Origin of the sequence: Bacillus sp. ISO11, from assembly GCF_003458115.1 — a bacterium.
Lineage (GTDB): Bacteria > Bacillota > Bacilli > Bacillales > Bacillaceae_G > Bacillus_A > Bacillus_A cereus.
In genome coordinates this window covers 1-21,497 of record NZ_QXCO01000013.1, presented here as the reverse complement: position 1 = coordinate 21,497, position 21,497 = coordinate 1, and the positions used below count along the sequence as shown (strand labels likewise).

Below are 21,497 nucleotides of genomic sequence, written 5' to 3'. Positions count from 1 at the left end.
ACTTTGAATTATTTATTATATGAATTTATATAGATCCCGAACTAATTATCTTTTTGAAAAGACATAAAAAACTATCGCTTTATTTTATTAGTTGCCAGAATGGCTTATCTTCCATTACTTCTAATTTATTATTAGATACTGATGTGACCAAACTTTGATGTTTTTCTAACTGTCTTATATGATTCATTATGCTATCCTCTTCTTCCTTACTTTCTGTATTAAATATCGATTGTACTTCTCTGCGCTTTAAATCCGTAACACAGTGCACAATCCAAGTAAGAAGATACTGAGAGTAGTCATTATCAGTTGTTGCGAAATGGCTTAGAAATTGGGTTGATAAGATAGTCCCTACTCCAAATTCACGCCCTTCTTTTAAAATTTTCTTAAGCGCCTCAAAATCTTTACTTAAGAAGTTATCAGCCTCGTCAACCAAAATCATTTTTGTTATTTCTCTGAAGTCACCATCTATACAACTATGACCCTTAGTTTGCATTTGAGAATAAAATGTATCTAAGGTAATCCCTACCACTAAATTTTGAATACCAGTATCGTACCCAGACAAATTAATAACTGTAACACCATCAATCAGATCATACAATGCTTGTGTGTTCTTAGAGTCTGGCATAAAAATCTCAAACTCGGCTAAATCCTTTAATGCTACTGAAAGGCTGTCCTCCTTAGCATCTTCCCTTTTTAAAAAGATTTCATAAACATCCGAAATAGTCGGCGCGGGTAAATCCCAAGTATCTTGTCTCACCTTACTAATACCTTTACATTCGTAAGCCTCCATAATTAAATCACGCAGAAGCCCTTTTTGTTTAACACCGAGACCAAAAGCTGTCGCTACTGTTTCTTTAATACTGTTTGCTGTATGTAGTGGAAGCATTGGTTTGAGTGCATTTCCTTTATATAAAGCTAACGGATTATATGGTAAATGAAATAGATCATATACCTTAGCATTAGTCGCCTTAATAAAATCATCCTTAATGTAATCACCTTTGTAATCAAAGATAAGAATATCTATTTGCGTTCCATTTACATTTTGTGATGAATTATTATATAGCTGTGTAATTAATGACTTTGTAAATTGAGTTTTACCTGTTCCCATAGTACCAATTATTCCAGTATTAGTATGCATCACTTTACTAGTCGTTGTCGGATACCAATACAATGGAATATTCTTATTTTCAAGTTTATGACCAAATAGGATTTTCATTGGATTATCATTACTTTTAACTCTCTCATTATCTTGACAATTATTTTGTTTCTCGCTATTTAAATTTTCATTTAGTACTGCATTATCTTGCTTACTATCTTGTACAAAGTGATTTTGTTTTGAATTATAGTTATGTCCTTCCTCTTGTTTCTCAACATTGTACTTATTTTGAAGTAACATCATCGGATCAAAATCCGTTTGACCATTATGAATCAGATCTCTCATTTTTTGGATATCTTCAACCAAATACTGATACCCACGAGACTCAGGTATCTCAATTTTAAGAACATCATTTACGCTTTTTTCAGACTTAGAATAAGCACTTCTTTTAAAGGCTATTATTGCACCCTTATGAATATAAGGATTTAAATCATTTGTAATTTCATACTCATCATTTATTAATTTAGTACGTATTTCCCCTTCTAATATCTCATCCCAATTCTTAGTTGGCCAAATATTATATAACTTCATTTTTTTAGCGCTTACTAATAATAATTGAACAAGGAAATCACGATATACTGCATTTCGGAATGTATCTTTATTTAAAAATTTATCAATTGCATTACGTGTTTTATGAACTTGTTCTATTGCTTTATCAATAACTGTTGCGTTTACATCTCCTATTTTCACTTCAACTGGATAATAATGCAAAATAACTCGCTGATTACGTAGTTCAATACCAATTAATAGAATATCATCACTATGAGAACCAGCTATTCCAAGGTTTTTGGCTGAGAAAAGACCTTCCCTTTGTTTAAGCCCAGCCGCACCCGATACACGTAAAATCTCTTCAAGTGATATTGGGATCCAAGTAATATCTTTATGATCAAAATAAGTCAAACTGAATTTAACAGCAGATAATATACTCATTTTCTCTCGACCAAAATGGGATTTATCCCCAATTAAACGCAACAACCAGTCCCCATTAATGCTATTAAATAAATTAATTATTTGTTTTGTATTAATTAGACTATTATCGGAGACTTTTTCTATTAAAAACTCCCTAATTAACATTTGATATTGATCTGATCTTTGAGTTACCGTAATAGCGTCATAACTACTAGAAGAACTATATTGATCACTATAATGTAAAATAAGCAGGTCTTTCTCTTTTTCTTGATAATTTTTAAAGAATGATAAGTCAAATTTAGGCTCAATAAAAGTTACCCAGTGTGAAGCCTTATAAATTTTAGTTAATTCTTGTAAATCGTGATCAGAAAAAGCTGTTATAATTACATCTTTACGATTATAGGGATTTTGATTTTTTGATGCTTGTGCTAATGTATTTAAAACACTTGCCAAATTTAATAAATCAGTTTTTTCTTTAGGTAAAAACTTAGTACCAAAGCCTGTACGATAAGAATCCCCCACAAATACTGAAGTAACCGAAGATATTAATCCTCCTAATGAAACTGATGTCTCAATACTTTCCATATTATCATAAGTTTCATCTGTATTTTGATTTATTTCATAGAATGAGATATGACAATATTCATATTCTCGTGCGTTTAACTCCCTTTTATAAAAATGAACTTTTTCACGAAATGTATTTAATAAGTCATCTTCTGTGTAGTCACCAGCTTCTAATGTTATATCAAAATGTTCTTTAATTTGTTCTTTGTTTTGGTAAAATGAAAACTCTTCAAAAGCATTATAGGAATCCCCTTCTCCATAAATATACAAATTAATTGGTAATAGTTGAGAAAGACTTTTTTTATCTTTTAACATTTTTGAATAATATTCAAATATACCCTGTAAGACTTCACGACAGTCGCCTAAATTCACAAGATTCAGTTTGATCGGGTTCATAAAACTTGAATTAAATAAATAGCTAAAGTGCGACGTAAATTCCTGAATTTTTTCCTTAACTAGCTTAGAAACAAAATTAGTCGATGCATTATATCGTGAATTTTTATGATTATAATAATATATCCATTCAGGTGAATGATATTGATCAACTGGCTTATAAATACCATGCTCGCCCTGATAAATATATGGTAGAAGATTTTTAGGAACAAGGCGTTTTAGAATTTCTTCCGGCAGCTCTTCATCCCCTACAGATTCCATTAACTGTAATTGATAAGCAATATTCAATGGATGTAATGGTGACAGCTTCAACTCTTTTAAACCATTTTGACTTTCAACTATTCCAATCCTTAACAAATTCTTTTCCTGAAGCGTTAATACTCTGCCATCTTCTATTTCCTCAACTGTTTTTATAATGCTGTTTATATATTTATGTGCTAATTCTCTTAAATCTTCATCCCAAAAAGTTAAACTAGGTAATAGATTTTTTTGTTTGAAATATTTTATAAATTCGTTATAAGCAGTTTTTACTTTTAAAGGAAGTTCTAATTTCTCAATAATTTTATTCTGATTATTTTCCTTTACATAAAACCCCTGTTCTTCAATAAAAATTTGTTCAAGGGCTAAATTCTCTTTGAATTTCGCATCACGAATAAAAAAGGCTTGATTCCCTTGTGACAACTTGCCTTCACAGTAAATAAAACTACGTTTATTTTTACGTTTTAACTGCTGCACTTTTAAAGCCGTAATATAGGTTGGTTTTTGTATATCTTCGCTAAAAGCCAATGGAACCTCCGTATCTGGCAACCTTAAAAGCATTCTTGTTAACAAATCATCTACTGTATTTTCTTCTATATTTTTTGTAAAAGTAACTTTTTCATCCATAGATTCAACTATTATCTCTTTTCCTTGTTTCAAAAAACATTTAACTTCTTGTTCACCTTTTGGATTAAATGTAATCGAACTCTCAAAACAAGGAACGCCTATATATTGTTCCTTTTTCTTCACTTCTATAAAGTAACTAGTTTCAACTGGTAAGAAAAATTCCTCGCTACACTCTACTACTGCAACTTTAAAATCATAAGCAACACCTTTTTCTTTATATTGAAATTTTGAAAAGGTTGTAGTACCGCTATGTGTTTTAATGGTTGCTATTATTTTCTTTCCCGAATTTGAAGTTACAATATTAAGTTGATTACATGAGTTTTCCTTCCGTACATGACGATCAAAACGAAAACTTAAGCGAATCTCCGACTCTCGATTCGTATTAAAAATAATTATATTTCGTTTACGTTCTTTAGATTTTGTCGTTCCATCGCCTTTTTCCCAATGTTTTAATCCTTTGGTTTCAAGTTTGAATTCTTCATACTCCAATTGCTTAATGTCTTTTTTCCTATCCTCTGATTGTTTTACATATATGTAATCTGCATTCTCCCAGTCTTCCTGACTAAGCCTTTCTGCACCTTCTGCATCAAAATGTTTCTCAAGTTCTTGTTCTGGATCACTATATTTATGAATACTTCCTATAAGTGAAAATTTTTCATAATTCTCCTTTAAGCGACCTTTACGCTCATTTTCATTTAACTGACTCAATTCGGAATCATAAAACAAGCCAAGCCTATTATATACACTTTTATTCATTTCACCAGATAATGCTTGAACAATTGGTTCATATTCAAAAATAGATGTATCAATACCAACTGTATCTATTTCAATTTTACTAAGTACAAACTGTATTATACTTTTATTAACATCGCTTAAATTACTAATTTGAACTTTTTCTACTATATCTTTCCTTAACGAATTCAATGATAAAGGCATACCTTTTTTCTGTAAATTTTCAGTTCCTCCAATGATACTATCTAATGTTGTATTATGAACAAATAGGATAGCCGTTTGTCTAAAGGAAGTATCTTCTGTTCCAACTTTATTTCTTAGAGTAGTGAGAAAATCAGCTGTAGTATCTTCTAAATTAGATGCAATTATCAAATCTATATTATTAAAAGTTAAGGCAAATGTTGAATAAGAAACTTTAGGCCAGTAAAATTTTTTTACTAAATTCTGCCTCCTTCCAGATTCTTCTAATGCTAGTATTAATTCTTTAACGTCGCTCAAATTCTCAAATTGTACGTTAAATTTATCTCCCGATTTAATTGGTTTTTCTTGAAAACATTTAATTATCTGATTTGACATATATTCATAAAATGTATTTAACATATTGAGCATCACCGCTATCACTCTTTTTCTCAAGTATATTTAATTTCTCATATAATTCTATAATACTTTTCTTAGAATCCCGATCAAAATGTATTCCTCGTTCTTCAAATTCCTTGAACAGATCTTTTAAAGCAATTTTTTCACGTTTATTAATACACATCTTAGTTAAAAAAATGAAGAAATCTTGTTTTAGATTTAGAGTGTATCCTAAAGGGCCTGACTGTTTTAAAAAATACCTCTTTGCAAACGCCTCAAACCCCTCATAAAATTGATTAGCAATTTTTTTTCTCCCAGATCTCTTAAATTGATAGCTAATTTGATTAAATAAAGACCTAACATGATTAAAGATTGGTTCATCATATTTGTTGCCCGATGGTTTATACTCATCCCAATCGATATCTGCTGTACGTTCTTTATATTCTTTGGTTAGATTTTGCATGTCTAAACGAAGTTGATCTCTTTTCTCTTCATTTAATCCTTCTATAAATTTACGAAAACCTTGATAACTCATAAATTTATTTTTTCCCTGTATACAATTAATCATTTCTAAGCAATTAACATGTGGGAAGAACCTTGATATTCTATGCTCAATTACCTTCCACCCCTCATTGTAGCTTTTTCGAGTCCTTGTTCGTTTCTTCTCCCAGTCAAGATTATAATATACTGGATAAGCTACTTTCTCCTCATCAAAGAATTGATCTAAGCGCAAGATAAGTTGAGTAATATAATAAAAATAATAGTATAATAATAAATTTTCAAAGTGACTTAAAAATAACTTTTCGTTTTCTAGCAGAAAGTACAGATCATGTTCAAATTGATCTCGAATACGATCAATATACAATTGATAACGAGCTGTTTTTTTATCCTCTTCCTCTAAAGATGGAAGTGATTTATAAACAAGTTTTAAAATAACATTTTCTGGTTCTTTATTATATCGCTCCTTTATTCCTTCTTTGAGTTTATCTGTTACAAGGATATTTGCTAAAAAGGAACCTAGAGCAATTTCTTGTTTAGTAGATCGTACATAATTTAAAAAGGCTGGATGCGCAATTACTAATTCATTATTATCATTAAAAAATAATGAATTAATTATAGAAAAAAGCATATCTTGATTATTATGTGTAATAACTTTTCTACTAATCTCATTCATTAATTGTTCTTTTTCTAAAGCTGTATATTTCTTCCCTGTAACTGTTCTCGAAAATTCACCTATGACCCCAGTAAAACTATTAATTTCATTATTGCCACCTACATAGGGAAATATTTTGTGTTCAGTACCTGAAGTATGTTGCAATCGTAATTTTTTCTCATCATCTTTTGAAAATTTAAATGTTTTACTTAATTGAACATAGTCAATGATTCTATACTCCATATTTTAGATCTCCTTAAACTCAAATTGCCCAAAATTTTCATGATATGTCAATTCATATTTTTTCAATTCTTTACCAATCTTTTCTGTAATTTTTACTAATTCTTGTTCCTTGCTATTTTCAATCATATTACTTACGAAATCTACAAAATTAATAAAATTATTTTTATCCTGTTTATTTGGCCTATATCCATCTTTGATCCTTACTAATAGCTCATACAATGGGTAGTCTATACGAATTTCATATTTTTTCGAATCATCTTCATTTGAATTAATAAAGTATAGGGTCATATCCGTTGAAAAACTATCTAAATATTCTTTATCAATTACTTTTAAATTATCAGTATATGGTTTTATCTTGATTGATTGACTAATTGTATATTTCAATTGATTTCTTCCTGGATATATATTAATACGCCCTTTTTCACTTTTTCCGTTCCACTCATAAATACCATTAATAACAATATCTTGATATAATCCAAGCAACTCAGGTATCACTCCTTTATTCCAATAATAAAGATTCTTTACATAGGAATAATAAACGTCATCTTGTATGTCTAAAGACCTATAATCTTTATTTGGACTAAAAGCATATAAACGCAATAAAGTTTGGATACCAATTTCCCTGTCATCAACACCCATGTTTCTTACAATATCCTGCAAAATAGTATCTGATACTACTTTCTTTTCAATGTAATTTTCAAATAATTCGTAGAAGCTTTGAGTATTATAAAAAGTGATAGTCAAAGTATCCAATGTTTCTGAGCGCTTATTAATCGGATCTAAGTACACTAAACTTTTAAATGTTTCTGAATAATCTCTTGAATTAAAGAATAAATTTGGCATTAATGCTAATAACATTTGCTTAGTATTTAACGCAGTCACGTACTGTTTGAATGTATTATTTACACTTCTTTGTTCCAATTCTGTATCTACTACTATGTGATAGAAAAAATCAAATAAAGTTCTTGATGAAATGATTGTTTTATATTTAAGTATCATCTCTGCAATAACTTTAACAATCGCCCTCTTTACCTTTTTATGCATAAGTAATTCATAATTATACTTGACTGGGCACCTATTGGATAAAGAGCAACTATGCAAACAGTTTCTTGTATAATTTTTATAAAATGGGTTCTCATCACTTTGATCAGTAATTCTATTTAAAGCACTTTCAATAAAATTTGAGACAGGGCCATCTTCACTTAAAGAAAATAAATGGTAATCACTGAAGTTTACAAATTGAAATTTACTCTCCTCTTCAAATGTATTTTCTTCAATTTTCGCTTCTAAAATGCCCTTTAGTAACACATATTCTTTTAAATTAGTAAATTGGTTAGCATATTCTGAATTCAAGAAATTATTTAGAGTACCTAAATTAATTGCAAGTAAGATATTTTTCGATGGATTTTCAGATGCAATAGCCTCGTCTGAAAAGTCTTTTAATACTTCAAATAATGTATCCATTGATGTTTTAGTCGGGGCACTGCTTTCAGTTGCATCATTATGAATATCAAAATGCTCACGAATTTCTGGATTCTGAGATATTAAATAAGATAATATATGAGATTTTCCATCTCCTACGCTACCACAGACTAAAATTAAGTGGTTAGTGGATGAAACAATACTTTTTTCTATTACATCTTTAAGTTTATCTTCCACTTCTCTTTTGATATGCATATATTGCTTAAAACGATCAAAAGACTCTATATTTTCAACCGCTTCCTTTGATGACTCTTTTAATTTACTAAGTTCAGTTATTAAACAGTTATGTAATTCACTCATGTTTCAACACCTTTATCTTTTTTATATTTTATTATTACTAGGATTAATTTAACGAGACTAAATTAGATATTTTAATTATAAAATAAAGTTATTGAATTCGTATAGCCAAATATAAGTAGTTTAATTAATTCCTAAATAACCTCCTAGCCCCAATTCCGATCATACACTACTTCATACTTACCATACTTTTATCCTATCTTCATTATCGATGTTACCCAAAAGAAAAAATATGTATCTTCAAGCAATGAAAGAGATGTGGCATTTTATATTAAAATTTTGATTTTACAAACTAGATACTTATAATCAGATAGCCCTGTTAAGATAATAATAGCTAGAAATACTATCACCTGCATGAATTTTAAAATGTTATTACTATACATAAAAGTATCTTTTACTTTCAGGCTTAATAAAATTCGATAATAAGAGATACTTTTGAGTAAAAAAGCAAACTTATAATACGTATCTATTTGTGTTCAGCAAATAAATACGCCTTTCCATTTTCACATTTTAAATTAGGGTCACTTAGTCTAACAGATATAGGTATAGAATTATCCTCCAGATCCGCCTATAACACACACATATAGGTATAATTGACACTTTTAATCATATATACACAATATACTAATATATACTATAAATGAATACTATTATCTCGGTAAGAAAAATAATCCCTGAAATTGTTCTACCTATAATATATTTACTCACTTCATATACCTTATTGTCTTCTTCAAAAAGAATCGGAGCTTCATTTCTATAAACTATGCCTTCTTTATTTAAGTCTCAATTTGTATTTTTCTGATCTAATGCATATAAAATTAGTCCAGCATTTATCATAATTAAAAACACCCACAAAGAGAAAAATAAGTGAGAAAAGAAAAGTATAGTTTATAAAACCTTAACTTTTCTAAAATTACATCCATTCTATACATATTCTTGTATTTACAGCAGGAAATCTTATAAACTGATACTTACTAGATCTCCATAATATATATTTCTTATTTATCTTTTTTCCTTTTATATATCTTCCAATAAGCTCTAAAAATATATAAATGTAGAAATAAATTTACTTATAGCGACCTTATTAGTTGTAATTTTCTATATTTTTAGATAAAATATATCCAAATTCTGCTATTATTAATATATATACTGCAATAGGATGAGGAGGATACAATGGATACTTTAGTCACAGAATATGAAGTAGTCGCTAATATGTTAAATGATTGGTATATTGAAATTCGTGCGAGACGCATTGATAATGCTCACCAGCTAAAAGAAGAAATTGATAATAGAATGAAAGATGTCTCGGATCAGAGCTTGCACTTATATTACTCTCTATTAGATTTTCGTTATAAATATATAGTAGACAATTTAAATATTTCAAAGGATTGCTTCGACAAAATAGAATCTTTTCAAATTCCACATGATAATATATTAACCTACTACTATCACTTCTTTAAAGCAATTCATGCAAGTACTGTAGGCAGCTATTCAATAGCAAGAAATAATTATGATAAGGCAGAAGAACTTCTAAATGAGGTATCTGATGAAATTGAGCAGGCTGAATTTTACTATAAAATTGGTGCTTTCCATTATGATATTTACGAATCACTCCAATCAATTAAGTATGTTAACAAAGCAAAAGAAATATTCTCTAAACATGAAGGCTATGAACGAAATATAGGATTCTGTGAAAACCTTTTTGGCATGGCATGTACCAATTTAAGAGAATGGGCATTAGCCGAAGAACACCTTGTAAAAGCAATGGATTTGTTCCAAAAAATTGGAGAAGAAAAATTTACTGTAATGGTTCGTCATAATTTAGGATTATTATATGCAGGGCAAAATATGTCTGAATTAGCTATTCGCTACCTCTCTGAAGTATCCGAAAAGAAACCTAACCACTATAAAGCCATTTTCATCGAAGGCAGAGAACACTCTAAACTAGGAAACCAAGAAACTGCTAATACTTTATTTGAAAGAGGATTACAACTCTGTACAGAACTAAACAATGAAGAATATCAGCATCGCTTTAAAATTTTAAGAGACATTAATAATAATGTCCCTGCCGAGAAATTAGAAGCTACCGTTCTTGCAGGAATTGAATACTTTGAAAGAGAAGATTTATACGAGTATATCTATGAATGCTGTAATGCTTTAGCAGAAAAGATTTTTGAACAAGGCCAGCATGCCAAAGCAGGTACATACTTCTATAAAGCAATGCAAGCTAAGAAAAAAGCCGATGCGAAAGGAGCTTTAAAATGAAAAAGCTAATTAAAGTGATGAGTATTGCTACTGCTCTAATATTTACATTGGGAATTACATCTCAAACAGATAGTCACGTAGTAAAAGTCGTTCAAAGTATGATGGCAGACGGAGACCATGGTGGTTGATGTCCTTTGACCCGGAATATATTCCTGGGTCTTTTTTATTGATACAAGATATAAGTCGTTAGTTTAAACTATATTGTTGGGAAGGAAGGCTTATAAAAAGAAGGGGAAAAATGATTAAATACCCAGGAATTTCACCTTGTATTAGATCCGTTGTAATATTTTTCAAAAAGCATCTGTTAATAAAAATTCTAATCTGTCTAAATAAATTAAAAATTCAGGTTTATTATAATCCCTAATAAAATCCCCTCAAATTAGAAGTGTAACATCCATGTTTACTCACAGTCTTTTACACATTCTACTTTAAGGGGAGAGTATCCTATATTCCTATATATTCTCATAATAATTTGATAAACTAAAGAAAATTTCTATGAAGCTATGAGTTAAGAAATTCTTTGTTTACAATTAGAAAACTATTTAACTATGTCATAAATACAATAAATATTACATTATTATAAAACGATATATTTATTATTAACTTTAACCTATAATGTATCGATATTAGTAAGCTTTATTATAATTTAATATGCAGATCGTTTTGGGTTTGCTAGTCCCCATTCTTTAATTTGTGCCACCACTCTCCCTCTCATCTATTCAATCAGTAATTTTATAAAGCTCCCGTTTAAAAATATTCCAGTTTGTACGAATATGAAACAAATTAATAGATTGACAACAACTAATCTTTAAGTTTCACATACATGTATTGTCTTAAAAATTTCTTAAATTATTAAATCAGCAAAAACAACATACTTAGAGCATTGAATAGAATGTCCTTAAATGTTGAACATAAAAAAAAAGCGGTGTGTATTTTCCGCCCACAAATTAGAGAACATAATCGTTTTAATATGTGTTATTTTTTTATAATATCTATATCATTTACTTTTTTAAACTCAATAACTGCGGTTTCTATGTTGGCACTGTACTGATTAAGATACTCATGTGCCTTATTTAGAGATTCAGGGTCGTTTGTTTCTTTAAACAAACTAATAGCTTTTGCTGCTAATACAAGGTAACGCGTAGCTATTTCCAAATCTGTATGGGCGGAATTGTATTCATCAGGTATTTTCATCTTTTTGATTTCTCTTTGTGATTCTTCTAGATTTTTTACAGTGTCCTGAATATTAAGTATATCTGTTAATATAGTATTTGCTTCTTCTTTCGAATACACTACATTACCCTTTTCATAGTAGTTAAAGGAGTTTTCAATAGCTTTTTGAAATTGTATAGCATCATGTTGGAAGCCTTCAACATTAGATACAATTTGTTCTTCATACGATTCTTTTGATATAGGTACGCAACCTTTAGTTAGCCAAATTAATACAAAAATACAAATTACACTTCCAAACATTTGTGAGATAGTAGCGTCTCCGTTACGAATCCCTGATATTATAACCCATACAAAAACAAGTATTAGCAGAATACCAACAATTAGTCCTAAATTCAATTTGAATTACCACCCTTTTGAAATGAATTTTTTAATATTATATATCTATATATAATATTATTATAATTAAAAAAATAGATAGTTCAATGTTCTTACTAAACATAGTTTGTAACGACTCTCAATTCAACACAAGGGGAGTATTATACGGAGAATATTTTAGAAATGGCATCAACCCGCTGAGAAATTAGAAGCTACGGCTCTTGTAGGAATTGAATACTTTGAACGAGAAGATTTATATGAGTATATCTATGAATGCTGTAATGCTTTAGCAGAAAAGATTTTCGAACAAGGCCAGCATGCCAAAGCAGGTACATACTTCTATAAAGCAATTCAAGCTAAGAAAAAAGCCGATTCGAAAGAAGCTTTAAAATGAAAAAGCTAATTACAGTGATGAGTATTGCTGCTGCTCTAATGTTTACATTAGGAAATACATCTCAAACAGATAGTCACGTAATAAAAATCGTTCAAAGTATGATGGCAGACGGAGACCACGGTGGTTGATGTCCTTTGACCCGGAATTCAGTTCCAGGTCTTTTTTTATTGAAACAAGATATAAATCATCAGTTTTAACTATATAGTTGAGAAGGAATGCCTAAAAAAAGAAGGAGGATCATGATGAAATATCAAACCTTATTTCCCTTATTAAAAAAATTTCTTTTTATCTTTATACTTTCTTTCAGTATGTTAATTTTCACACTCCCTGCCTCTACCATTGCACAATCCAATAGCAATGTAATTTCTGTTACAAACTACTATGTATCTCCAACAGGAAATGACCTCAATCCTGGCACATTAGATCAACCTTTCGCTACCATTCAAAAAGCTGCTAATGTCGCGAAAGAAGGAAGTACAATCTACATAAGAGGCGGAGTTTATAAACAAAAAGTTCGTGTCGCTCATTCTGGTGTCTCAGGCGCACCCATTACTTTTCAAAATTACCAAGATGAAAAAGTCATTCTTGATGGTTCTAATGTCAAGTTAGAAGATGATGGGTTATTTACAATAGAAGACAAAAACTATATTCAAGTAAAAGGATTAGAATTTCGTAACTTAAAGTCAACGAAAGTTAACGAAACCCCTATTGGTATTTATATCTCTGGAACAGGAAGTTACATTGATATTAGAAATAATTATATTCACCACATTGAAGCAAATGTTAAGGATGGAAATGCACACGGTATTGCTGTATACGGTACTTCATCTAGTGCACAAAATAATTTAAATCATATTGTCATTGATAATAACGAAGTAGCAAATTTGAAATTAGGATTGAGTGAAGCAATTGCTGTGAATGGAAATGTAGATTCTTTTGAAGTTACCAATAACAAAGTGCATGATAACAACAACATCGGAATTGTTCTAATTGGACATGAAGGCGTATCCCCAGTAGCTGCTTTAGATCAGGCACGAAATGGAGTTGTTCGTAATAACATTGTCCATCTCAATTCATCCATCAATAATACGAGTTATAATGAATATTCCGCTGATGGTATTTACGTGGATGGTGGGAAGGAAATTATCATTGAGCAAAATCAAAGCTATGAAAACGACCTCGGTATTGAAGTAGCTAGCGAACATGCAGGAAAAAGTGCAAGCCAAATTACGGTTAGAAACAATACGATATCCAATAATATCATGAGTGGCATTGCAATTGGTGGATATGATAGTCAGCAAGGATATGCAGAAAATAACACAATTACGAACAATGTAATTTATAAAAATGATACAAAAGATCAAGAGAGTGGCCAAATCGAATTAAATTACGATACTCGGAACAATGTAATTACCAATAACCAAATCTATGCAAGTAATAGCCGTATTTTTATTAGCAATAATTTTAATAAAAACACTGGGAACAAACTTGATTACAATCATTACTATGGTGAATTCGATCAAAGTAATGGCTTATGGCAATGGAAAAGAAAAACGTATAAAGGATTTTCATCTTATCAGGCAGGTATGAACCAAGAAGGAAATGAACAACATAGTGTATTTAACAAATTATCACCTGCATTCAAATTAATTGAAAAATAAAGCAAATCTACTAAAACAGCTGTATCTTAGCTTATTTCATCTCCCCTCTTCTATAAAAGTGAACGTAGAGGAGCTATCAATCTCCATTATTAACAATAGAATTGGCACCTTTTATATATTGCATACAGATGTTTGCGGCTCTCTTTTATCTACAAACCAGGTATTCGCAAATTAATGTTGATTTGTAATGAAATTTAAACAAAAAACCACAAACCCATAGTTTATGGTAAACAAAAAGACTCCACTTTGAAAAAGGTTTAATCAAAATGGAGTCTTGTTAGAAATCTGCATTTAGTTTTTATAAAAAAGATTGTTCAAAACTCATGAACATATCTATCATAATCATTTACTCATACATGAACTATTCTTCAAACCAAAACAGAACTTCAAGAGGTGCTTTTAAAACCTTCGCAATATCATAAGTAAGTTTGAAGGAAGGATTATATTTTCCATTTTCGAGATTGCCAATTGTTTCTCTTCTAACACCAACCTCCTTGGCTAAATCTTCTTGCGACATATTTAGCTTTACTCTATATTCTTTCATTCTAGTCTTAAGTGGCATCTTGCATTCCTTTCTTTTCTCTGCGCTCAAATATTTCTAAATTAATTATAAATGTGCCTAAAGGTATGGAAAATGAAATTATAACGAATAACCGAATTATATGTAAATTTTCTAATATAAAAACACTCAAAAGTAATATACTTCCTAGTACTACTGCTACGAAAAAAGCCCTTGTAGCAGCGATACGAACATGTAGCATAAAAAGCTCATCTGGTACTACTTTTGCATATGCGAAAAAGAAAAAGAAACCGAAAAAATAATATGCCCATGAAATATTGCCTAAAAGTGTAAACGGACCTAAAAAACCCAAAAAACCGAGAAATCCTAAATAAGACAATTTATTTTTCATAAAAACCTCCATGTGATATATTTCGCTCTTTATGTTATGAATATATCACATTAACTTGAAAATAAAAAGGACTGAAAACAGTACAATTTTTATAAACGATACTTCTATTTAATAAAGAATACAACTTTATTAAATAGTAATAGTAACACAAACACATATTATATGATAAATAAGAAGAATCTGACATAAGCTTGTTCAAAATGGATTCTTTTTTGTAAAATAGTATGCAATTTTTATAAAAAATTTGATCGTTTTGTTACCCATTATTTTGTTTCGTTCTCCGTCAATTTAAGTACCCTTCTTCACATTATATTTAATTGGGATAAATATAATGGCTTTTAACCACTATGTTTGTGATACTATATATATTAATAATATCAATACAATGGAGGTCTACAACATGAAAAACATAAAGGAATTTCTCAACAAATCATCTATTAAATACCCATTAGCTATAATTTCAGCTATAGCAATAATAAAAACAGGCTATGATTTAGGTTCTTTTATAATAAAATTTAAATATATTTAAATCGTAAAAAGGAAATTGATCTTTTTAACAAATGGTCCATTTCCTTTTTATATTTTATCGCATCTTTTTCAAAACATAGTGACTTTATTTAAAAGTGATAATTGGTTAATAATATGATTTCGTGATCTAGTTAAGAAACTATGTTTAAACATAAAATATCTTCATCTAAATCAATTCTTTTGTTATCAATAACCCTCAACATATAAAGAAAATCTTTTATTACCACAAAATTACCCAGAAAAAATACGACTTAACTCTTTTCTTATTCCAAACTAGTTATATCATTTCGTATAATAGAAATATACATATATCCTACTACACTTCAAGGGGGCCTTTATCTTGAACTATGGCTGGGCTGGAACTATTGAACAATTTAAGCAATTAGATGTACAGTTTTTTATTAAACAATTGTTAGCTCATGTTTATAAAAACAATACAAATGATCCAAAAATAGATTCTCAAAAGAGAGCATGGATTGATAGTTATAATAAACTACAAGATTTATTTAATCGATTTTCTAATTTAGATGCATCACTTATTTTTGAATATGAGATTTTACGCGGAGGCGGTCGTCGCCCAGATGTACTTTTACTGATCAATGGTTATCTGATAGTCCTCGAATGTAAAAGTTATAATAGCGTTTCACCTTCTGAATATATCCAAACATCTCTTTATATGCGTGATCTTGAACATTATCACTCAGCTATTCAACAATCTAACATGCAAGTCATAGGTGTTTTGCTGCTTACAAACTATGAAGGTGAACGCTGGGTTTTCCAAAAAGAATATCAAGTAACCCTCTCCACTGTTGATGGATTGGAAAGCATTCTTAAACGAATCATCAATAAAACAAAAGTACCAACTTTGACGCTAGAGGAAATAATCGATGGTGTCTATGAACCCTCACCTTCTATGCTAGAAGCTGCTCGATCCATTTTAAATAATGAACCGCTCCCTGACATTAAAGCTGTATCAAGCAGTAACTTTCCAGAAGTACAACAAACTGTACGCTCAATTATTGAAGAAGCTCAACGTACAAATACCCATCATCTCATTTTAGTATCTGGTGAGCCGGGAGCAGGTAAAACATATTTAGGTCTGACCATTGCACACGAGATGAAAAATGCAGTTTATTTATCTGGTAACGGCCCATTAGTAGACGTATTACAAGATACGTTGAAAAATAGAACCTTCGTACAAGGTCTATATGGCTATAAAATGGATTTTCTCGAAAAGAGAATGATTCCAAAAGAACAAATAATCATTTTTGATGAGGCCCAACGAGCATGGGATACAAAAAAAGTCGATCAATCACTCACTCGAAGAAATCGAGAAGTTCAAAACTTAAGTGAACCAGATATTATAATGAATGTTACAACAAACAATAAACCGTGGAGTGTAACAATTGGCTTAATCGGAGACGGACAGGAGATCTATTCTGGAGAAGAAGGCGGTCTCGCCCTGTGGAATCATGCGATCGCTGGAAAAAACGTGACTGTTCACTCTAAACATTCTAATTCTATATTCACAAATGCAGCACATTATAGAACACATTCTCAGCTACATTTAAACTCATCTTTCCGTGCTCATGCAGCTTTAAAATACTATAAAATTATTAATACCTTATTAGATGCTAATTTTGAACAAACAAAACAGCTTATTCATAAGCTACCAAAAGAACATTATCAACTTTTTATTACGCGTGATTTAGCCAAAGCCAAACACACTTTACATCAGCTTTATCAGGATGATACAAAAACAGTTGGCGTTGTCTGTGCTGGTGGCGCTGATCATCAAAAAGAAGTCCCTGTTCTACCAAGAGGTGAACGATATGAACGCCCTAGTAAGATCGCTCAATACTTTAACTATGCCGAATCCCAATACTATTGTAGAGCGCTCAACTACAGCTCAACTGAATTCCAAACACAGGGACTTGAACTAGATATGACGCTTGTTCATTGGGATGATGATCTATATCTACAAAATGGGACTTGGAAGGGGCAACACTATCAATGGGGTGTTGAAGATCCATTCCAAATTAAACTCAATGCATATAGAGTTATTTTAACAAGAGGTCGGGATGGAACAATTATTTACATACCACCAAAACCCATTCTAGATGAGACTTGGAACTTATTAAAAAACCATTTACATATTCCTGAATTAACGTTTTAAGGCTTATAATAAGAGACGATATTCTAGACTCCTTTAGAATATCGTCTCTTATTTTTTTATTTTTTAACAACCAGAGAATTGTTCTTACATGCCTTAAAACATTGCAAGAAGGAGTTTCTTTAAACAACTAGTATTATAAGAAATTGTCACTTAAGAAGTTGCTGTTTCTTTTATTCCCCTAAAAACTGAATCGCTTTGCGATACTTCTCCAATCGTTTTAGGTCTTTATCTGTTATCCTAGCTAGTCTTGAGCGATCAGAATTATGTTTTAAGTCTGCAAGTTTAACTGTGCGGGCAAGAGAATTTTCTTTTACTCTGCTCAGATACTCAAAATAAGGCGTGTATTTCTCTTTTGTCAGTACCTGCACTGCCTCAACCACGTTATAAGGTATACCAGCACTTAATAAATCAGCAGCTGTTATCTCAGTATCTTCAAGAACATCATGCAAATAAGCAGTAGCTTTCTCTTCGGCCGTATTTACAAATCTAGCAACTGCCTCAGGGTGTTTGATATAATCCATACCTGCTTTATCTACTTGTCCAGCATGGGCTTTTTTGGCTATCTCATGAGCTATTTTTATATAATTAGGTAACATCGCAAAAGCTCCCTTTCTTTAAACAAAATCTCCCCCTCTAGCAAGCTGTTCTAAAAGTGAAGGAGGAAAATATTGATATAATCCCTCAGCAAATCATTGAAGTTCATCTTGAAACAAAAAAAATTATAAAAAATGCCATCCTCTCTGTATATCTCTACAAAAAGAATAGCGTTTTTTGGTTATACGGATACAATTTTATTTTAATTTGAATTACGCCCTTTTCTCTTACGGGTATTTACTATATTAATGAAGAAAATTAGTCCGAAGATAAGGAATAAAAATGGGTGTACCCATGTTCTAAAATTAACAAGACTTATAATAAACATTATAATGCAAAGGATACAACCTATAATATCAATGCTAAAAGATAACTTCCCCTTTATTGTTTTCATTTTTAACTATTCCCTTCCAGATGCCACCTTTAATTTATAATTCTCAATATAATAATAACATACGTTTCGACTTTTAACTTTTTTACATTTAATAACTTTTTTGTTCTGGTGCAAAAAATACCGTTATTATGTGCAACCGGATAGCAAAATAGCAATAACCCCTGAAATTAAAATTAAACCTGAACAGATTGAAGAATCCACTACAAAAAATCTAACGAAGCAAAAGTAAACAACATATAGATTTGAATTATATTTCTCAACAACCAAAATTACTTAATGTGGCAAAATAATACTCGGGTTGGCACCCAATACCATATTACGCTGGTGCCAGTCGCAGTAAGGCACCTTTGGGTGTCCTTTCTTTTGTTTGAAACACATTCTGGCAAAATACCTGTATCTTTGTTGATTTACGACTCACATAAACCAACAAACTTCGTATATATAATTTGTTACCTTAAATAGGTTGACGATACGAACAGTTATAGGAGGATTTTGTGAATGGTAAAAACAGCATGTGTAAGTATGATTACTGGCATTCTTTTAATATGTTCAACAGGATGTGCCACTCAAACTAATTCCATTACAACTAAAACTCAATCAGTAGATGATGGCACATATACAACAAAAGAGATCACAGACGCATTTCCTGTAGGAACACCCATAACTACTTACATTCAAAAAGAAGAAAAACTGAACGTAAAACATCTCACCAATATTTCACTTACAGATGGCGGCGTCGGTAGAGTTCTGGAAGCAACAGATGGTTTTGTTGTTGTATGTGGGAATGAAAAAGGAGTTTTTGATGTGTTAACATTTAAAACTCTGGAAGATGTAAAGAAATATGAACAGAGTTTAAAGCGATAATTAATATCCTCCTTATGCCTTTTACACAGACATTGTCCTCTTGCTCTTGCTATGGCTTTTTCTAAGTACAGTATAATTGCGTCATGAATACACACACGTTATAATAGTCACCTAATTACATATTAAGAGGTGCAGAAAATGAATAAAACAGAATTAACAAAAGTAGTAGCAGAAAAAGCTGAACTTACACAAAAAGATGCTGCAGCAGCAACACAAGCATTATTAGATACAATAACAAATGCGTTAGCAAATGGAGAGAAAGTACAGATTCTTGGCTTTGGTACATTTGAAGTACGTGAAAGATCTGCACGTACAGGACGTAACCCACAAACAGGTGAAGAAATGCAAATCGCAGCTTCAAAAGCACCTGCTTTTAAGGCTGGAAAAGAATTAAAAGAGGCAGTGAAATAATTATATACATTGAAAGAGTCCTGATATTCATATCAGGACTCTTTCAATACCTTTTTGTTCATAAAACAAAAAAGTATCATCCAATATATATTAGATGATACCCCCTTATTTATAAACGTAGTATTTATTTATATACAGCTAGTTTTTGCAAAAAGATGAAAAAATAATAAAAAGCTTATCATTAAGTGCTAAAAGATAAGCTTTTTTGTCTATACTTATTAAATTTTATTTGATTTCTTCCATGCTAATACTGTAATAAGATATTGAATACCAAATAGGACAGCGAAAAGTATAATAAATCTTGCTATTACTGATAACCATCCAACGAAATCTTCAGGTAAGTTATATTTGTATGTGGTAGCACCTATTGCGACAAAACAAAAAATAAAGGTATTACTCATTTTTTCTTTTAATTTTTCTTTTAATTGTTCTTTATTATTAATATCCGTTTCATAGACACCAGTTAGAATAGATTTAATAACAACGAATATCATATAACAAATTATAATGGCTAATGAAGCAGCCCATTCTAAAAATGGACGGTGTAGATATGCTCCTCTTATTATAAGATCAACAAAAGCTATAAATAGGACAATAATTCCAGATTGAGCCCAAATTTTCATTTCAATTTGTTGAATTCTTTCATCTGGATGTGTACTGAGTGAAAACCATTTTTTTAGTTTTTCCACTTTAAAATTCCTCCCAAAATAATTTATCTAAACTTTTATCTAATGTTTTAGCTATATGAATGCAAAGGTTTAAAGAAGGGTTATAATTATTACTTTCAATAATACTAATGTTATGTCGTGTAACATTTACAATATCGACCAACCCTTGTTGGATCAGACCTTTTTCAACCCTTGCAATCTTCACTTTACTTACGGACATTAAATACACCTCACTTTTGACACTCCCACGGCTAAAGCCGCAAGTCCTATACCTTGCGGTGTAACGGATGGGATTCTTGAATGACTAAGCATTCGCAGTCCATTTCTGTTTTGAACAGCCTTCAAGATGAGGGTGTGCCATCACCCCTCCTAAGACAGACCATATAGGTTCTTAGGCTGATTGACTATTACCGCCAATCACAGTTGCGTAGCGGATATTCATCGCCCCAACGATATCACGATGTTTCTCAAACCCACATTGACACTTGTATTTTCTGTCTTGCGCCTTGTTCTTTTCAGAACATTTCGGACATGTTTGACTTGTATAAGAAGGATTCACATATTCGACCTTTATGCCAACTAATGTCGCTTTGTACTCGATGAATTGTGCTAAACGATGGAATGACCAAGTGTGTAGATTCTTTTCGTTTTTACGGCTTGTTCGTGCCGTCTGTCTAATGTTCGTTAGTTGCT

Annotated in this window: 18 protein-coding genes; 8 read left to right on the top strand and 10 right to left on the bottom strand. The window is 30.8% G+C overall.

The features are described from left to right. Positions 1 to 79: 79 nt before the first annotated feature. From dptH to dptF, 3 genes are read right to left on the bottom strand one after another with little or no spacing between them, the layout of a single operon-like run. The gene (gene dptH, locus D1166_RS15495; RefSeq protein ID WP_165851666.1) at positions 80 to 5,239 is read right to left on the bottom strand and encodes a DNA phosphorothioation-dependent restriction protein DptH; all 5,160 of its coding nucleotides are present in this window, start codon (positions 5,237 to 5,239) and stop codon (positions 80 to 82) included. Beyond that, entirely contained in the window at positions 5,220 to 6,611 is a 1,392-nt protein-coding gene (gene dptG / locus D1166_RS15490; protein ID WP_098213331.1) for a DNA phosphorothioation-dependent restriction protein DptG, read from the bottom strand. Before dptG ends, dptH begins: the two co-directional genes overlap by 20 nt. Before the next feature lie 3 nt (positions 6,612 to 6,614). After that, positions 6,615 to 8,393 carry a DNA phosphorothioation-dependent restriction protein DptF gene (gene dptF / locus D1166_RS15485; protein WP_098213332.1) on the bottom strand — a complete coding sequence of 593 codons (1,779 nt, stop codon included), beginning with the start codon at positions 8,391 to 8,393 and terminating at the stop codon, positions 6,615 to 6,617. A 1,170-nt stretch (positions 8,394 to 9,563) separates the two neighbouring features. Here dptF and D1166_RS15480 point away from each other — a divergent pair. Together D1166_RS15480 and D1166_RS31800 are read left to right on the top strand one after the other, a co-directional pair. Next, the gene (locus tag D1166_RS15480) at positions 9,564 to 10,655 is read left to right on the top strand and encodes a Rap family tetratricopeptide repeat protein (protein ID WP_098213333.1); all 1,092 of its coding nucleotides are present in this window, start codon (positions 9,564 to 9,566) and stop codon (positions 10,653 to 10,655) included. Continuing rightward, a complete protein-coding gene (locus tag D1166_RS31800) occupies positions 10,652 to 10,783 on the top strand; it encodes a hypothetical protein (RefSeq protein WP_000733477.1) in 132 nt (43 codons plus the stop codon). The genes D1166_RS15480 and D1166_RS31800 overlap by 4 nt, the downstream gene beginning before the upstream one ends. 847 nt (positions 10,784 to 11,630) lie before the next feature. On the opposite strand, the gene D1166_RS15475 is transcribed toward D1166_RS31800, so the two are convergent. Next, the gene (locus tag D1166_RS15475) at positions 11,631 to 12,224 is read right to left on the bottom strand and encodes a hypothetical protein (RefSeq protein ID WP_001048487.1); all 594 of its coding nucleotides are present in this window, start codon (positions 12,222 to 12,224) and stop codon (positions 11,631 to 11,633) included. Between the two features lie 369 nt (positions 12,225 to 12,593). On the opposite strand from D1166_RS15475, the gene D1166_RS31795 reads away from it, so the two are divergent. Both D1166_RS31795 and D1166_RS15465 read left to right on the top strand, forming a co-directional pair. Continuing rightward, positions 12,594 to 12,725 carry a hypothetical protein gene (locus D1166_RS31795; RefSeq protein WP_000733998.1) on the top strand — a complete coding sequence of 44 codons (132 nt, stop codon included), beginning with the start codon at positions 12,594 to 12,596 and terminating at the stop codon, positions 12,723 to 12,725. Positions 12,726 to 12,839: 114 nt separating this feature from the next. Further along, positions 12,840 to 14,258, top strand: a complete 1,419-nt coding sequence (locus D1166_RS15465; RefSeq protein WP_098316018.1) for a right-handed parallel beta-helix repeat-containing protein — start codon at positions 12,840 to 12,842, stop codon at positions 14,256 to 14,258. 361 nt (positions 14,259 to 14,619) lie between these two features. Here the strand turns inward: D1166_RS15465 and D1166_RS15460 are convergent, their stop codons facing one another. Further along, positions 14,620 to 14,820 (bottom strand): helix-turn-helix transcriptional regulator, encoded by a 201-nt coding sequence (locus tag D1166_RS15460; protein ID WP_001128812.1) that lies wholly within the window; start codon positions 14,818 to 14,820, stop codon positions 14,620 to 14,622. Next, positions 14,810 to 15,169, bottom strand: a complete 360-nt coding sequence (locus D1166_RS15455) for a DUF3796 domain-containing protein (protein ID WP_097855498.1) — start codon at positions 15,167 to 15,169, stop codon at positions 14,810 to 14,812. The genes D1166_RS15460 and D1166_RS15455 overlap by 11 nt, the downstream gene beginning before the upstream one ends. Before the next feature lie 400 nt (positions 15,170 to 15,569). Here D1166_RS15455 and D1166_RS31790 point away from each other — a divergent pair, with 400 nt between their 5' ends. Both D1166_RS31790 and D1166_RS15450 read left to right on the top strand, forming a co-directional pair. Further along, positions 15,570 to 15,698: a hypothetical protein gene (locus D1166_RS31790; RefSeq protein ID WP_000789572.1), complete on the top strand. Its 129-nt coding sequence runs from the start codon at positions 15,570 to 15,572 to the stop codon at positions 15,696 to 15,698. A 339-nt stretch (positions 15,699 to 16,037) separates the two neighbouring features. Continuing rightward, complete coding sequence (locus D1166_RS15450) at positions 16,038 to 17,873, top strand: DNA/RNA helicase domain-containing protein (RefSeq protein WP_097855497.1); 1,836 nt, start codon at positions 16,038 to 16,040, stop codon at positions 17,871 to 17,873. A 170-nt stretch (positions 17,874 to 18,043) separates the two neighbouring features. Here the strand turns inward: D1166_RS15450 and D1166_RS15445 are convergent, their stop codons facing one another. Beyond that, positions 18,044 to 18,469, bottom strand: a complete 426-nt coding sequence (locus tag D1166_RS15445) for an SNF5 family protein (protein ID WP_097855496.1) — start codon at positions 18,467 to 18,469, stop codon at positions 18,044 to 18,046. A gap of 890 nt (positions 18,470 to 19,359) precedes the next feature. Here D1166_RS15445 and D1166_RS15435 point away from each other — a divergent pair. Together D1166_RS15435 and D1166_RS15430 are read left to right on the top strand one after the other, a co-directional pair. Beyond that, on the top strand, positions 19,360 to 19,725 hold the full coding sequence (locus D1166_RS15435; protein WP_076775517.1) for a hypothetical protein: 366 nt from the start codon (positions 19,360 to 19,362) through the stop codon (positions 19,723 to 19,725). 138 nt (positions 19,726 to 19,863) lie between these two features. Beyond that, complete coding sequence (locus D1166_RS15430; RefSeq protein WP_001043941.1) at positions 19,864 to 20,136, top strand: HU family DNA-binding protein; 273 nt, start codon at positions 19,864 to 19,866, stop codon at positions 20,134 to 20,136. 218 nt (positions 20,137 to 20,354) lie between these two features. Here the strand turns inward: D1166_RS15430 and D1166_RS15425 are convergent, their stop codons facing one another. The 3 genes from D1166_RS15425 to D1166_RS15415 all read right to left on the bottom strand — a co-directional run. Continuing rightward, a complete protein-coding gene (locus tag D1166_RS15425; RefSeq protein ID WP_118043348.1) occupies positions 20,355 to 20,825 on the bottom strand; it encodes a DUF6773 family protein in 471 nt (156 codons plus the stop codon). 1 nt (position 20,826) lies between these two features. Continuing rightward, positions 20,827 to 21,024: a helix-turn-helix transcriptional regulator gene (locus tag D1166_RS15420; RefSeq protein ID WP_097862105.1), complete on the bottom strand. Its 198-nt coding sequence runs from the start codon at positions 21,022 to 21,024 to the stop codon at positions 20,827 to 20,829. A gap of 171 nt (positions 21,025 to 21,195) precedes the next feature. Then, the coding region (locus tag D1166_RS15415; RefSeq protein ID WP_133300464.1) for an RNA-guided endonuclease TnpB family protein at positions 21,196 to 21,497 on the bottom strand (302 nt) is incomplete at its 5' end.

Excerpts from the sequence above, each read along its gene's own strand:
- D1166_RS15460 (WP_001128812.1), bottom strand. The coding sequence starts at position 14,820 with ATGCCACTTAAGACTAGAATGAAAGAATATAGAGTAAAGCTAAATATG.
- dptH (WP_165851666.1), bottom strand. The coding sequence starts at position 5,239 with ATGTTAAATACATTTTATGAATATATGTCAAATCAGATAATTAAATGT.
- D1166_RS15420 (WP_097862105.1), bottom strand. The coding sequence starts at position 21,024 with ATGTCCGTAAGTAAAGTGAAGATTGCAAGGGTTGAAAAAGGTCTGATC.
- D1166_RS15435 (WP_076775517.1), top strand. The coding sequence starts at position 19,360 with ATGGTAAAAACAGCATGTGTAAGTATGATTACTGGCATTCTTTTAATA.
- D1166_RS31790 (WP_000789572.1), top strand. The coding sequence starts at position 15,570 with ATGAAAAACATAAAGGAATTTCTCAACAAATCATCTATTAAATACCCA.
- dptG (WP_098213331.1), bottom strand. The coding sequence starts at position 6,611 with ATGGAGTATAGAATCATTGACTATGTTCAATTAAGTAAAACATTTAAA.
- D1166_RS15455 (WP_097855498.1), bottom strand. The coding sequence starts at position 15,169 with ATGAAAAATAAATTGTCTTATTTAGGATTTCTCGGTTTTTTGGGTTTT.
- D1166_RS15465 (WP_098316018.1), top strand. The coding sequence starts at position 12,840 with ATGAAATATCAAACCTTATTTCCCTTATTAAAAAAATTTCTTTTTATC.
- D1166_RS31800 (WP_000733477.1), top strand. The coding sequence starts at position 10,652 with ATGAAAAAGCTAATTAAAGTGATGAGTATTGCTACTGCTCTAATATTT.
- D1166_RS15430 (WP_001043941.1), top strand. The coding sequence starts at position 19,864 with ATGAATAAAACAGAATTAACAAAAGTAGTAGCAGAAAAAGCTGAACTT.
- D1166_RS31795 (WP_000733998.1), top strand. The coding sequence starts at position 12,594 with ATGAAAAAGCTAATTACAGTGATGAGTATTGCTGCTGCTCTAATGTTT.
- D1166_RS15445 (WP_097855496.1), bottom strand. The coding sequence starts at position 18,469 with ATGTTACCTAATTATATAAAAATAGCTCATGAGATAGCCAAAAAAGCC.
- D1166_RS15480 (WP_098213333.1), top strand. The coding sequence starts at position 9,564 with ATGGATACTTTAGTCACAGAATATGAAGTAGTCGCTAATATGTTAAAT.
- dptF (WP_098213332.1), bottom strand. The coding sequence starts at position 8,393 with ATGAGTGAATTACATAACTGTTTAATAACTGAACTTAGTAAATTAAAA.